Annotated in this window: 15 protein-coding genes and 1 pseudogene; 11 read left to right on the top strand and 5 right to left on the bottom strand. The window is 64.0% G+C overall.

Annotation, left to right across the window (positions count from 1 at the left end):
• The first annotated feature begins 2 nt into the window (after window positions 1-2).
• Window positions 3-1022 (top strand): protein translocase subunit SecF, encoded by a 1020-nt coding sequence (gene secF, locus ACN9MZ_RS28865; protein WP_426340204.1) that lies wholly within the window; start codon window positions 3-5, stop codon window positions 1020-1022.
• Window positions 1023-1082: 60 nt separating this feature from the next.
• Here the strand turns inward: secF and ACN9MZ_RS28860 are convergent, their stop codons facing one another.
• Window positions 1083-2126 carry a LacI family DNA-binding transcriptional regulator gene (locus ACN9MZ_RS28860; protein WP_426340203.1) on the bottom strand — a complete coding sequence of 348 codons (1044 nt, stop codon included), beginning with the start codon at window positions 2124-2126 and terminating at the stop codon, window positions 1083-1085.
• A 52-nt stretch (window positions 2127-2178) separates the two neighbouring features.
• Here ACN9MZ_RS28860 and ACN9MZ_RS28855 point away from each other — a divergent pair, with 52 nt between their 5' ends.
• The 6 genes from ACN9MZ_RS28855 to ACN9MZ_RS28830 all read left to right on the top strand — a co-directional run bounded on the left by ACN9MZ_RS28855 (window position 2179) and on the right by ACN9MZ_RS28830 (window position 7513).
• Window positions 2179-2871, top strand: a complete 693-nt coding sequence (locus ACN9MZ_RS28855; protein ID WP_426340202.1) for a helix-turn-helix transcriptional regulator — start codon at window positions 2179-2181, stop codon at window positions 2869-2871.
• 65 nt (window positions 2872-2936) lie between these two features.
• On the top strand, window positions 2937-3560 hold the full coding sequence (locus ACN9MZ_RS28850; protein ID WP_426340201.1) for a glutathione S-transferase family protein: 624 nt from the start codon (window positions 2937-2939) through the stop codon (window positions 3558-3560).
• Window positions 3561-3690: 130 nt separating this feature from the next.
• Window positions 3691-4563 (top strand): haloalkane dehalogenase, encoded by an 873-nt coding sequence (locus tag ACN9MZ_RS28845; protein ID WP_426340200.1) that lies wholly within the window; start codon window positions 3691-3693, stop codon window positions 4561-4563.
• Between the two features lie 91 nt (window positions 4564-4654).
• Window positions 4655-5359, top strand: a complete 705-nt coding sequence (locus tag ACN9MZ_RS28840; RefSeq protein ID WP_426340199.1) for a methyltransferase — start codon at window positions 4655-4657, stop codon at window positions 5357-5359.
• Window positions 5343-6587, top strand: coding sequence for a hypothetical protein (locus tag ACN9MZ_RS28835; protein ID WP_426340198.1), 1245 nt, complete (start codon window positions 5343-5345; stop codon window positions 6585-6587). The genes ACN9MZ_RS28840 and ACN9MZ_RS28835 overlap by 17 nt, the downstream gene beginning before the upstream one ends.
• Complete coding sequence (locus ACN9MZ_RS28830; RefSeq protein ID WP_426340197.1) at window positions 6584-7513, top strand: arginase family protein; 930 nt, start codon at window positions 6584-6586, stop codon at window positions 7511-7513. Before ACN9MZ_RS28835 ends, ACN9MZ_RS28830 begins: the two co-directional genes overlap by 4 nt.
• Here the strand turns inward: ACN9MZ_RS28830 and cysC are convergent.
• Window positions 7468-7941, bottom strand: a pseudogene (gene cysC, locus ACN9MZ_RS28825) (adenylyl-sulfate kinase); the annotation flags it as partial. The gene ACN9MZ_RS28830 and the pseudogene cysC overlap by 46 nt on opposite strands.
• Window positions 7942-8013: 72 nt before the next feature.
• Between cysC and ACN9MZ_RS28820 the strand changes: the two are divergent.
• Both ACN9MZ_RS28820 and ACN9MZ_RS28815 read left to right on the top strand, forming a co-directional pair.
• Window positions 8014-9375 carry an FAD/NAD(P)-binding protein gene (locus ACN9MZ_RS28820; RefSeq protein WP_426340196.1) on the top strand — a complete coding sequence of 454 codons (1362 nt, stop codon included), beginning with the start codon at window positions 8014-8016 and terminating at the stop codon, window positions 9373-9375.
• A 34-nt stretch (window positions 9376-9409) separates the two neighbouring features.
• Window positions 9410-9820: a DUF4019 domain-containing protein gene (locus ACN9MZ_RS28815; RefSeq protein WP_426340195.1), complete on the top strand. Its 411-nt coding sequence runs from the start codon at window positions 9410-9412 to the stop codon at window positions 9818-9820.
• A gap of 58 nt (window positions 9821-9878) precedes the next feature.
• Here the strand turns inward: ACN9MZ_RS28815 and ACN9MZ_RS28810 are convergent, their stop codons facing one another.
• The 3 genes from ACN9MZ_RS28810 to ACN9MZ_RS28800 form a co-directional block, all read right to left on the bottom strand.
• A complete protein-coding gene (locus tag ACN9MZ_RS28810) occupies window positions 9879-10715 on the bottom strand; it encodes an HDOD domain-containing protein (protein WP_426340194.1) in 837 nt (278 codons plus the stop codon).
• A gap of 81 nt (window positions 10716-10796) precedes the next feature.
• On the bottom strand, window positions 10797-11081 hold the full coding sequence (locus tag ACN9MZ_RS28805; RefSeq protein WP_130309964.1) for a hypothetical protein: 285 nt from the start codon (window positions 11079-11081) through the stop codon (window positions 10797-10799).
• Between the two features lie 12 nt (window positions 11082-11093).
• On the bottom strand, window positions 11094-11531 hold the full coding sequence (locus tag ACN9MZ_RS28800; RefSeq protein WP_426336587.1) for a MarR family winged helix-turn-helix transcriptional regulator: 438 nt from the start codon (window positions 11529-11531) through the stop codon (window positions 11094-11096).
• A 79-nt stretch (window positions 11532-11610) separates the two neighbouring features.
• Here ACN9MZ_RS28800 and ACN9MZ_RS28795 point away from each other — a divergent pair, with 79 nt between their 5' ends.
• Both ACN9MZ_RS28795 and ACN9MZ_RS28790 read left to right on the top strand, forming a co-directional pair.
• Window positions 11611-12528 carry a DMT family transporter gene (locus ACN9MZ_RS28795; protein ID WP_426340193.1) on the top strand — a complete coding sequence of 306 codons (918 nt, stop codon included), beginning with the start codon at window positions 11611-11613 and terminating at the stop codon, window positions 12526-12528.
• Window positions 12529-12531: 3 nt separating this feature from the next.
• On the top strand, window positions 12532-13476 hold the full coding sequence (locus tag ACN9MZ_RS28790) for a GlxA family transcriptional regulator (RefSeq protein WP_426340192.1): 945 nt from the start codon (window positions 12532-12534) through the stop codon (window positions 13474-13476).
• The last annotated feature ends 5 nt before the right edge of the window (window positions 13477-13481 follow it).

Below are 13481 nucleotides of genomic sequence, written 5' to 3'. Positions count from 1 at the left end.
AGATGGAATTTTTCCGCATCCGTAAAGACATCCCGTTCATGCGCCACGCGTTGGTCTTCAACGTGATTTCGGCGCTGACCTTCGTGGCAGCAGTGTTCTTCCTGGCCACCAAGGGCCTGCACTTCTCGGTGGAGTTCACCGGCGGTACCGTGATGGAAGTGAAGTACGCGCAGGCAGCCAACCTGGAAAAGGTGCGCGAGACCTTGACCGGGCTGGGCTACCACCCTGAGGTGTCGAGCATCGACACGGCGCGCGACGCCTTGATCCGCCTGCCGAACGTGGCAGGCACCACCGCTGCCGATACAGCTGCCAAGGTATTCAGCGAGCTGTGCAAGGCTGAGCAGGGCAGCGTCAAGTCGGTCGACAAGGTGACCGACAAGGGCGCCCATGAAATGAAGAGCGCTTGTATCCATGCCGACGGTTCCGAAGGCGTGTCGCTGCAGAAGGTTGAATTCGTCGGCCCGCAGGTCGGCGATGAGCTGGCGCAGAACGGCCTGAACGCCCTGATCATGGTGGTGGTTGGCGTGATGATCTACCTGGCCATCCGCTTCGAATGGAAATTCGCAGTGGCCGCCATCGTCGCGAACTTGCACGACGTGGTGATCATCCTGGGCTTCTTCGCCTTCTTCCAGTGGGAATTCTCGCTGACCGTGCTGGCCGCCGTGCTGGCGGTGCTGGGTTACTCCGTCAACGAATCGGTGGTTATCTTCGACCGGATCCGCGAGAACTTCCGCAAGCAGCGCAAGATGTCCGTGCATGAAGTGATCGACAACGCAATCACCTCCACCATCTCGCGTACCATCATCACCCACGGTTGTACCCAGATGATGGTGCTGTCGATGCTGTTCCTGGGCGGCCCGACCCTGCACTACTTCGCCATCGCGCTGACCATCGGTATCTGCTTTGGTATTTACTCTTCCGTGTTCGTTGCTGCTGCCGTGGCCATGTGGCTGGGCGTGAAGCGCGAAGACCTGATCAAGCCGGTCAAGGAAAAAGACGAGACCGACGGCGCCGTAGTTTAAGCAAGCGCAGTTGGAAAAAAAAGCAGCCGCGAGGCTGCTTTTTTATTTGCGCTGGTGTCGTTATGCGCTCTCGCGCGCCATCAGCGTGAAGCCAAGGTCGATACGGCGGGCCGGGACGTCGTTGCCGCGGATGGTTGCCAACAGCAGGTTGGCCGCTTCGAAACCCGTCTGGTAGCGCGGGGTGCCGACCGTGGTGACCGAAGGCTTCATCCAGGCCGACGCGGGCAGGTCGTTGAAGCCGCAGATGGCGAGCTGCTCCGGTACCTTGATGCCGCGCCGCTGGCACTGGAAGATGGCGCCATGTGCCAGGTCGTCGTTGCAGCAGAAGATCGCGTCCAGGCCCGGCATATTGGCCAGCATGCGGCCCAGCAGCTCGGCGCCCAGGGCGATGGTGGACGGGTCCGGACACATCAGCTCCAGCATCGGGTCGGCCAGGCCGGCTTCCTCCATGGCCTTGCGGTAGCCGTCGCCGCGCTTCAGGGTACGTTCGTCGAGCTGGGCGGCCATGTAGCCGATGCGCTTGCGGCCCTTGTCGATCAGGTAGCGCGTGATGGTGTAGCCGGCATCCTCCTGCGAGAAGCCGACCGACATCGCGCCCGGTTCCGAGGACAGGTCCATCATCGACACCACCGGCACCCGCGAAGTGGCCAGCATCTGCTGCACCCGCGGGCTGTGGGTCAATCCGCACAGCAGGATACCGTCCGGATTGGACTGCATATAAGTCGCCAGCAGCTTCTCTTCTTCCGCGTCCGAATAGCGCGTGTTACCGATCAGGATCTGGTAGTTGCACGGGTCGAGCGCATCCTGCACGCCGGCCAGCACCGCTGTGAACACCGCGTTTGCCAGCGATGGCACCAGCACCACGATGACCCTCGACTGCGCCGAGGCGAGGGCGCGCGCTGCGCGGTTCGGCACGTAGCCGAGGTCTTGCACCGCCTTCTCCACGCGCTCGCGCAGGACCGACGACACCAGCTCCGGTTGATTGATGGCGCGCGACGCCGTCATGGGGGCGACGCCGGCGAGGGCGGCGACATCCGACAAGGTGACTTTGCCGAGTGCGCGGCTTTTGGTGGCAGGGTTCTTGGTAGGGAGGTTCTTGCTCATTCCCGGATTATAACTATGTTAAGCTGCACGCCTCGTAAAATGGGGAGCAGCAATGAGCCGTACCGGCCGCCTGTTCCAGCTCATGGATGCCATGCGCGGCAGCCGCCGTCCGGTGACTGCGGCCGCGCTGGCGGAAAAGCTGGGCGTATCCGAACGCACGATTTACCGCGACATGCAAACCCTGGCCGAACTCGGCGCGCCAGTGGAAGGCTCGGCCGGCCTTGGCTACCTGCTGCGCAGCGGCTTCTTCCTGCCGCCGCTGATGTTCGACACCGATGAACTGGAAGCGCTGGTGCTGGGCGCGCGCTGGGTGCGCCGCCAGGGCGACCCGGCGCTGGCGCAAGCCGCGGCCAATGCGCTGGCCAAGATCGCCACCGCCACGCCGAAAGATCTGCGCGACGACATGGCCGACACCAGCTTGTGGGTGCCGCTGATGCGCGACACGCCGGAGCACGATGAATTCGTGCAGCCCGCGCGCGAAGCGATCCGCCGTCATCACAAGATGCGCATCCAGTACAAGGACGAAAACGGTTCTTCATCCGAGCGCACGGTGTGGCCGTTCGCGCTGGCCTTCTTCGAAGGACGCCGCATCCTTGCCGCCTGGTGCGAGATGCGCAAGGCCAACCGCCACTTCCGCATTGACCGCATCGCGCATGCCGAAGCACTTGCAGAACGCTACCCTGCACCGCGCCACGAATTGCTCAAAGTCTGGCGCGAAGAAAACGCCATCAAAGACGACTCCTGACAGGAACTGTCAGGGGACCTTGGTTACGATAGGCGCATTCGATCAAACCACCAAGGAGTTTAACGATGCGCCTCTATCACAACCCACTGTCCTCCAACGCCCGCCGTGTATTGCTGACCGCAAGCCAGCTTGGCATCAAGCTCGATGAAGTGATCATCGACTTCGCCAGCGAGGCCGACCGCAAGCGCCTGGAAGAAGTGAACATCTGCGGCAAGGTGCCGGTGCTGGAAGACGATGGCCTGCACCTGTGGGAATCCTGCGCCATCATGCAGTACCTGGCCGACAAGCACGGCGCGAGCGACCTGTACCCGACCGGTCTGAAAGAGCGCGCCGACGTCAACCGCTGGATGTTCTTCGGCGCCCAGCACTTCGCACCAGCCATCGGCATCCTGACCTGGGAATACCTGTGGAAGAAACTGGTGACCGGCGAGGGCCCTGATCCGGTCGAGATCGCGAAAGGCGAACGGTATGTGCATGAACACGCCGCCGTGCTCGACAAGCACCTGGCCACGCGCCAATGGCTGAGCGGCGACAAGCTGACGCTGGCAGATTTTGCGGTGGCTGCACCGATGATGTACGTCAGCCGCGCCAAAGTTCCCGTCGATCAACATCCGCACCTTCTGGCCTGGGCCGAACGCGTCCAGCAACTGCCGGCATGGCAGCAAACCGAGACCCCATGGCCTTTTTAAGGTTTGTGTGAGTTGACGCACAGAGTGAGGCCAGTCCCGAACATAAGATGGAGCCGTCTCTTTCAGGACATCCCTAGTTTTGGACTTGGCCCACTCTTTGGAGTGGGCATTTTTTTCTGAGAGAGACATCATGCAGAACGTCCCCGTACTGGATTCCACCATCGCTTATCGCGAGCTCGGCGAACGCAGCGCGCGCGCCGTGATCTTCTTGCACGGCAATCCGACGCACTCCTTCATCTGGCGCGACATCATGCCGCATGTGGCCGCCAAAGCCTGGTGCCTGGCGCCGGACCTGATCGGCTTCGGCGCTTCCGGCAAGCCCGATATCGCCTACAGCTTTCTCGAACACGCGGCCTACCTCGAGGCCTTCCTGCAGCAGATGGAGATCGAGGAGTTCACGCTGGTCGGCCAGGACTGGGGCGGCGCACTGGCCATTCACCTGGCGGCGCGCTACCCGGCCAAGGTACGCGGCGTGGCCCTGATGGAGTTCGTGCGTCCCAGCCCGACATGGGAAGACTTCCACCCGCTCCAAGAGGCGCGCGAGCGCTTCAAGCTGATGCGCGCACCGGGCAGCGGCGAAGAGTTCGTTCTGCAGCAGAACTTCTTCATCGAGCAGATGCTGCCGAAAGGCGCGCTGCGCCCGCTGACGGCGGAAGAGATGGATGCCTATCGCGCGCCTTTCCCGACGCCCGAATCGCGCAAGCCGATGCTGGCCTTCCCGCGCATGATGCCGATTGGCGGCGAGCCAGCCGATGTGTACCAGCTGATCGAACGCAACGAAGCCATCATGGCCACGGCCCAATATCCGAAACTGATCCTGTTCAGCCCGAACGGCGTGCTGACGCCGCGCCCGGTCGCCGAGCGCTACGCTGGTAAGCTCGCAAACTGCAAGCTGCTCGAACTCGGTGAAGGCACCCACAACCTCCAGCAAGACCACCCCGAAGCCATCGGCCGCGCCATCGCCGCCTGGCTGACCCCGACTTTCAAACCGGGAGCAATGTAAGCATCCAACAGTTCCTGCGCACGGTTTCATCCGTGCTTGCCCTTGCCTGGCAGACTCGATAGCATGGCAAGCATCAGACAAGGGGCCAGGTATGCGAACATCTGCACTTCCCACGCCAGAGCAAGTCGACCGCTGGCAAGCCACGCGACAAAAAGCGTTCAAGTCCGTACCTGAAGGCGGGCGCACGATCACCTACCTTGGCAAGAAATTCCACGTCTACCCCAACACCTTCTGGCCCTTCCTGGACAGCCAGCCGCTGGTGCGCAATTTCCGCATCAAGCCGGGAGAGAGCGTGCTCGATGTAGGCACCGGCTCCGGCGTGATTGCGATCTTCGCCTGCTACCAGGGCGCGTCGCGCGTGCTGGCGCTGGACGTCAATCCGGCCGCCATCCGCAGCGCGCGCCACAACCTGAAAGCGCACGGATTCGAGGGCGTGATGGAAGTACGCCGCTCCGACCTGTTCGAGAACGTGGGCGATGAACAGTTCGACGTCATCACCGCCAACCTGCCGTTCCGCGACAAGCCGGCGCCCGACGTGGTGGCGCGTTCGCAGTGGGATACCGATTTCCGCACCAATACCCAGTTCTTCGAGCAGGCGGCGCGCTACCTGAAGCCGGGCGGACGCATCTACTTCGCGCACTCGAATTTCGGCGCGGTGGACGAGGTGCGGCGGCTGGCGAAACAGGCCGGCTTCAGCATCCGGCTGATGGCGCGCAGCGCGGCCGAACGCGACCAGGAGCGCCAGTTCTTTGCCTTCCTGATCAAGCCGGGGGCAAGGCATGGACGGGCTGATTGACACCATCCGCCAGTTGCGGGCAGTGCCGCACGCGCCCTGGCGTGCACAGGTAAGGCGTGTCGCCGTCATCCTCACCAGTTCGCGTTCCGGGTCGACGCTGTTCAAGGCGGTGCTGGCGCGCCATCCCGGCGTCGCCAGCCTTGACGGCGAAGCGGAGCCCTTCCTGGCCTTGAGCGGCGACGGCTTCGGCTACGATCCAGCATGCACCAGCGATGCCATCGCTCGCCTGCGCAATCCCGACGCGCTGGCCGACGAGATCTTCGACAGCCTGACCGTGCCCGAAGGCGGCATCGCACCTTTGCCGGAGTTGAAGGCGCGCTGGCGCAAGCGCCTGCTGCTGCAGTTCCCTGCACTGTTCGCGCAACCGCTGGCCTTTGCCCAGATGGAGCGTGCCCTCGACGAGGCGCTGTTGCCCAGCCAGGGCGCCGACGCGCCCAGCGAGCAGGAATTGCAGCATGCGGTGCTGGGCGCCGTGTTCTGGCGCGAGCCGTGGCGGCGCGATTACTACGACGGCGGCCAGGGACCGGGGCAGCGGCGGCCCTTCAACGAGGCGGTCAAGATCGAAGAGCCGCCCTTCGTTTCGCCGGCAATGCGTGCCCGGCATTTCACCGAAGATGATGCAGCCAGCAAGGTCTTGCTGTTCAAGACGCCATCCGACGCTTATCGCTACGGCTTCTATGAGCAGTTGTTCCCGCATGCCCAGGTGCGCTATGTGCACCTGGTGCGCAGCGTTGCCGCCTGCGTCAACGGCCTGATCGATGGCTGGCTGTCGCCCATCGGTTTCCATGCGCACGATATGCAAAAGCACGGCGTAACGCTGGCCATCGACGGTTATTCGGAACAGTGCGATGGCGGCCAGCGCTGGTGGAAATTCGACCTGCCGCCCAACTGGCGCAGTTATGTCAACGCGCCGCTGGAGGAGGTGTGCCTGAACCAATGGCTGTCCAGCCACCGCCATATCGCCGGCAGTGGCGTGGCCGCGCTGCCAGTGCGCTTCGAATCCTTCCTGTCCGATCCGGCGGGCGTGCTGGACCGGACCTGTGAGTGGCTTGGCCTGCCTCCGATGCCGCAGCCGCCCGAGCTGCCGGTAACGATGGCAACCGAGACCCCCGCACCGGGCCGCTGGCGAAAGCGCAGCAGCCAGCTGCTGCCCTTGGCGCGGCGCCCGGAAGTGGCCGACATGATGCACGCGCTGGGCTATGGCGCGGCGCCGGAGCAGTGGCAATGACCCGCCGGCTGCTGGTGCCTTACCTGATGGGCAAGCGGCGTGATGGCCTGCTGCGCGTGCAGTCGCTCGATTCGCAGCCCTGGGCCGTGCTGGAGTCGCCGCAATCGACGGCCACCGAACTGGTGGATAAGGATGAGCAGATGCTCAGCATGGGTCGCGTGTATGCCGTGCTGGCCGAGCAGGTCGCCGCGGCGGCGGCGGCCGGCGAGCTCCCGGTCAGCATTGCCGGCGACTGCGTGTCGACCATGGGCGTGATGGCGGGTTTGCAGCGCGCCGGTCGCGAGCCGCAACGCATGCTGTGGCTGGATGCGCACGGCGACTTTCACACCTGGGCTACCACGCACACCCAATACCTGGGCGGCATGCCGCTGGCCATGCTGGTCGGCCGCCAGGACCGCCGCCAGAACCGCCGCGACAGCATCGCCGCCTTGCGCGAAGCGGTCGGCATGCATCCCTATCCGGAAGAGCTGGTGCTGCTGTCCGATGCGCGCGACCTTGACCCGGGCGAAGACGTGGCCTTGGAGCGTTCGGCGGTCGTGCGTTGCACCCTGGACCAGGTATTGGGCAACCTGTCGCGGCACGAAACTCTCTACGTGCATTTCGATACCGACGTGCTGGACGAAGCCCAGCGCATGCCGGCGCTCAAATACCATGTGCCGGCCGGACCGCGCGTGGAAGAGATGGCGGAACTGTTCCGCAGCCTGCGTAACTACCCCTTGGTGGCCGTGTCGGTGTCGGCGTGGCACGCGGAACTGGACTCTGGCGACCAGGCTGCCCGCATTTGCCTGGAACTGCTGGACGAGCTGCTGCCCGGCGCGTGCAGCACGCCGCGCGAGCGCAACTCGGCCAAAACCAGCTCGACGCAATCGGCCAGGGGCGCGCGCGCAGTATCGAGCGACAGTTCGGGCGCCAGCGGCGCTTCGTAAGGCGCGGACACGCCGGTGAACTGTTTCACCTCTCCGGCGCGTGCGCGGCGGTACAGTCCTTTGACGTCGCGCTGTTCGCAGACTTCCAGCGGGCATTTGCACCAGGCTTCGATGAAGTCGTCTCCGGCCTGCATGGCGCGCACGCGGGCGCGGTCGGCGCGCAGCGGCGAAATGAAGGCCGCCAGCACGATGATGCCGGCTTCGGCGAACAGGCGGGCGGTTTCGCCGGCACGGCGCAGGTTCTCGCTGCGGTCTTCGGGAGAAAAGCCAAGGTCGGCGCACAGGCCCTGGCGCAGGCTGTCGCCATCCAGCAGCACGACCTGGCGGCCGGCATGGAACAGGCGCTGTTCGACGGCGCGGGCCAGTGTTGTCTTGCCGGCGCCGGACAGGCCCGTGAACCAGACTACCGCGCCGCGATGGCCATGCATTTCTTCGCGCTCGCGGCGCGATATGATCAAGGAGTCCATGATGCGACTATATACGCGATGCAGGAGGGCAGCATGCGCACCGTGCTGATCGTAGGTGCGGGTTTTTCCGGTGTAGCGTGCGCGATACAGATGCTGCGCCTCGCGGGCCGCCAGCCTTTGCGCGTGCTGCTGCTGAACCGCAGCGGACGGCTGGCGCGCGGCATGGCATACGGGACGCAAAGCCAGCAGCATTTGCTCAACGTGGTGGCGGCAAAAATGAGCGTCCTGCCCGATGATCCGGAACACTTCCTGCGCTATGCAGCGCTGCGCGACAGCCGCGTGACCGGGAGTTCCTACGTCGCCCGCAGCGTGTACGGCGATTATCTGGAATGGGCACTGCGCCAGGCGCAAGACCAGGCGCCACGCCACGCCAGCCTCGACTGCATCAGTGGCAGCGTATGCCGCTTGCAAACCGAAACTTGCGGCAGGCTGGAAGCGATGCTGGAAGACGGCCGCCGAATCGAGGCGGACCGGGTGGTGCTGGCCTTCGGCCACCTTCCCGCGCCACCGCCGGAAATGGCGCATGGCACGCTGGCCGACAGTGCGCATTACGTACCGGATCCATGGCGCGCAGACCTGTTGTCCACCGTTGGCGTTCGCGACCCGGTGCTGCTGCTGGGCAGCGGCCTGACGGCGGTCGATATCGCGCTGCAGCTCCTGCGCCGCAATCCCTCGCAGTGCGTGCATGCGCTGTCGCGCCATGGCCTGCTGCCGCAGCCCAGCAAGCCGCCTTGCGGCCACCTGGCAGGCAGCCCGCTGCTGCGCGACGAAGCGCCAACCGTTCGCGCGGCCTTGCACGCTTTCATGCGGCAGGTGGAGCGCCTTGAAGCGGCGGGCCTGGACTGGCACGATGCGCTGGCAGCCTTGCGCCAACAGTCCGCGGGCATCTGGCAAGCCTGGCCCGCAGTCGAGCGGCGCCGCTTCCTGCGCCATGTGCGGCCGTATTGGGACGTGCATCGGCACCAGTTGCCGCCGATGGTGCAGCAGGAGCTGGCGGCGGCACTGGAGCGCGGCGCGCTGCGCGTGTCGGCAGGACGCGTCATCGGCATCCGCGACGAGGCGGAACTGGCGGTCCTGACGGTGCAGCCGCGCGGCAGCGAGGCACGCATCGAATTGCGCGCCGCCCGCATCATCAACTGCACTGGCAGTTGCGCCAGCCCGCGCCGCGCATCGATGCCCCTGGTGCGGCAGCTCCTGGCCGATGGCCTGATGCAGGCCGACGCGCTGGGCCTCGGCGTGGAAACCGGCGCCGACTGCACCGTGCTTGGTGCAGACGGCAAGCCGACACCAGGCCTGCATTACATCGGTCCCTGGCTCAGGGCCGGCTATTGGGAGGCGACTGCGGTGCCTGAACTGCGCCAATTCGCCGCCACGATCGCGCGCGCCTGCATGTAAAATTGGCGGTCCCCCACAGCGTTGGAGAACGACTATGCGAGCCTCTTTGCTGTTTGCTGGTTTATTGCTGGGCGGCGCCGTGTTTGCGCAAGATGCAGCGTCAGGCGATACCGCCAAGACCGCCGCCAGCGAATGGCTGGCGCTGACGGATGCCGGCCGTTATGGCGCCAGCTGGGACAAGGCCGCCCCGGTGTTCCAGGGCGCGATCAGCAAGCCGGGCTGGGAACAGGCGCTGCGCAATGTGCGCATGCCCTTGGGCGCAGTCAAGTCGCGCCGCCTGGCCAGTGCCCAGTTCGCGCACAACTTGCCGGGCGCCCCGGCAGGCGACTACTTCGTCCTGCAGTTCGCCACCCAATTCGAAAACAAGGCCAGCGCAGTGGAAACCGTCACCCCGATGAAAGGGTCGGACGGCAACTGGCGCGTCTCCGGTTACTTCATTAAATAAAGTCGGGGTCAGGCAATCCGCCATTTTGGCGGATTGCCAGACCTGACCCAGACTTTTATCAGTGAAGCAAGGCGGAAGTAAGGGACTTCACTTCCTCCGCTGACTCTTCCATGATCGTGGCCAGCGTGCCGTCGCCGACAGCGAAGTCGATGGTGCTGGCCGCTGCCACCGAGGTTGCACCCGGGCGGGCGTGCAGCGGCGAGGCGATCGGCGACAAGTCGTTGGCCAGCAGCAGCGTGTCGCCCAGGTTCTCGGGCGGCAGGGCGCGCATGCCTTCCCACATGGCTTCCACGGCCTTCATCACGTTCTCGGGAATCATCAGCTTTTGCAGGACGCCGCGGCCGATCGGCACTTCGCCGTAGGTGGTCCATTCTTCCGGATCGCCTTCCATCGCTGCCGGATAGGCTTCGGCCTGCGACAGCATGTAGAAGCCGCCCACCTCGTGCACGATGCCGGCAAACATGGCGGTATCGGGATCGACATGGGACACGCGCCGTGCAATCACCTGCGCCAGCGCCGCCACGTGGGCGGTGTGCTCCCATAGCTGGTTGGCCTTGGCCTTGAGCAGGGGATTGCGGATCTTGGTGCCGAGCTGACGCACGATCACCGAGGTCACCAGGGACTGCAGGGTGCGCACGCCAAGGCGCTGCACAGCCGTCTTCACGCTGGAAATCTCCATGCCGGAGCGGTTGTAGGCCACCGAGTTGGCAATTGCCACCGTGCGCGCCGCCAGCAGCGGGTCGGCCTGCACCAGCTTGGCTGCCAGGTCGATATGGCAATTGTCATCGTTCAGCGCGCGCTGCAGCTTGATCGACGCGTCGATATTGGTGGGAAAAGTAAGCTCACCGCGGCCCGCTTGGGCGGCAATTGCTTTGAAGGCTTCCAGTCTGTCCATGCGAAAATTATATGCAGAAATTGCCCTTTGGAACTAGGACAGGGTGGTTATTTTGATGAAAAAACTGGCTTTACGCCCAGCTTAGCCTTCGCCGAAGATGGCGTCGCACCCTTCCACGGTGCCTTCGACATCGCCCAGTTCGTCGACCAGTTCCAGGTCTTCGAGTTCTTCCACTGCATTGGTAAAGCTGTTGTGCTTGGTGGCGCCGATCAGGCGGTAGATCTCGCCGTCTTCATTGCGGATGCCAATCAGCAGTTTTTCCTTGCGCACCAGGTCGGCACTGGTGTTTTCCAGCAGCAGGTTGCCGGTGATTTGCTTGTCGAATTTGGCTGGCTTGATGCCATCCAGCAGGGTGGTCTTTAACATTCTTCTCGTTCTTTATAGTGGTGTACCGGCACTGATCGTGGCCTTCAGCCCGGCCAGGGTGCGTTCCAGGGCTTCATAATCGGCGTCGCTATAGTCCGAAAACAACTGTACGCCTTTAGCGACGATAACAGGAAACACTTCGGCAAAGAGCTGCTCGCCCGCCGGGGTCAGGCGCACGAAAAAGGAGCGCTTGTCGTCGGCATTGCGTTCCCGTTCCACCAGGCCCTTCTGTTCCAGGCGTTCGATGACGCCGGTCAGGGTGCCCTTGGTGATCAGGGTGCGTTCGCCCAGCTCCTTGTAGCTCATGCCTGGGGTGTTGCCCAGTGTGGCAATGATATCGAATTGCGCGTGGGTGAGGCCAAGTTGGCGAACGTGTTCGCCGGACCACCTCTCAAACCCTTGCATGCATTCGGCCAGCAGCCGGATGCTTTTCAAATATCGTTCGCCCATGACACCGGATTATAGCGCCCGCCAGCCTCGGCCTCCATCGGTTACTATATGCAAACTCATAACATGATGTACTAATGCCATGCCCCTGCACGCACGCGGTATCCTGGCCCTGCTGGTGGTGACCATTGTCTGGGGCACCACCTTCCCGGCCATGAAGGAGATGACCGACAACCTGTCGGCCAACTGGATCGTGTTGTCGCGCTTCGCGATTGCCGGTGTGCTGTTGTCCCCCTTCCTGCTGCGCGCCACATGGCGTGACCTGCACTATGGCTTCCTGGCCGGCGTGCTGCTGTTCTTCTGTTACCTGACCCAGGTCGAAGGCCTGAGCCTGACTTCTTCCAACCGCAACGCCTTCATCTGCGGCCTGAACGTGCTGGTGGTGCCGCTGCTGGGGATTGCCATGGGCAAGTGGCCGGACAAGCGCATCGTGCTGGCCCTGGTCCTGGCCGTGGGCGGCCTGTTCGCCCTGTGCTGGGAGGGCAGCTTCAGCTGGAACCGCGGCGACTCGCTGGCACTGGCGGCGGCCTTCCTGTTCGGCCTCTACATCAAGGTCATGGAGCAGTTCTCGCGCAAGGTGGACCGCCTGATGACGTTGACGGTGGCCCAGATCTGGACCGTGGCCCTGTTTGCCGGACTGTGGATACTGCTGCGTGAAGTGCCGCGCGGGGTGATCGACGTGCCGCATGATGCGAAGGACTACTACACCTACATCTGGCAAGGCCTGGCGACCTATAAATGGAACCTGGCCTATCTTGGCGTGATCGCCACGGCGGCCATCATTTCCCTGCAAACCTGGGGACAGAGCCACGCCACCGCCAACGAGGCGGCGGTGATCTATGCCTTCGAACCCGCCAGCGCGGCCATCTTCGGCTACTTCTGGCTGGGCGAGACGATGGGCGTGTTGCAGCTGCTGGGAGCGGTACTGTTGATCTCCGGTATGATTGTCAGCCAATGGAATACCCCTGAGCGCCCGGCGTCGGCGCTTGTCCCTGAATAGAAGATGTCATTTGCCCAACTTAGTCGCCTGACCCGGGAGCAGCCGCTGCGCATGCTGCTGGTGAATGCGGGCGAGCCGGACAGCCTGGCCTGGTCCGGCTTGGCGCAGCCCTTGCGGCTGGCCCAGCGCCTTCTGAAGGGCGGTTTCCAGCTCGACGTGATGACGCCGTCCCAGCTGGCCGCTGCATCGGGCCTGGCCGGCGATTGGCAACTGGCCCTGTTTGTCGCGGACGAGGGGGCGGCTCGCCCGGCTGATGCCGAACTGCGTGCGGTGATCGAGTGTTGCCGCGAGGCGGAGTATTGGGGCGGGGTTGGCGCCGGCGTGTTGTGGCTGGCCCAGACTGGAGCGGCGGGCGGCGCACGCATCGCCCTGCCATGGGCGCTCTATGCGGAAACCGAGGATGTCACCGAGCGCGCCATACTCACACCGAATTTGTTCGAGATCGATGGACGGCTGATTTCCTGCTGCGGCGGGGCTGCTTCGCTCGACTTTTCACTGACCCTGATCGAAGCGCTGTTCGGCGCCAATGTGCAGGCCGAGATCAAGGAAGCCTTGTGTATCGACCGCGTGCGTTCGTCGGAAGAGCGGCAGCGGGTGGCCTTGCAGGCGCGTTTCGGGGCGCTGCAGCCCAAGCTGTCGGAGGCGGTGACCCTGATGGAGGCGAATATCGAGGAGCCCTTGTCGACCGACGATATCGCCGGGCTGGTGGGCTTGTCACGGCGCCAGCTTGAGCGTTTGTTCAAGCAGTACCTGGGGGCGCTGCCTTCGCGCTATTACCTCGAACTGCGCCTGCAACGGGCACGGCAATTACTTTTAGAAACAAATCATTCCATAGTGCAGGTTGGGCTGATGTGCGGATTCTCGTCGGGGTCGCACTTTTCGACCGCCTTTGGCACGCTGTTCGGCAATACTCCCCGCGAAGAGCGGCAGCGCAAATTGCAAGGCTAAAGTCG

Source organism: Pseudoduganella sp. S-14, assembly GCF_049913285.1.
Classification (GTDB): Bacteria; Pseudomonadota; Gammaproteobacteria; order Burkholderiales; family Burkholderiaceae_D; genus Rugamonas.
Note: the sequence above shows the minus strand (reverse complement) of the source record. Positions and strands in the feature narration are given on the sequence as shown.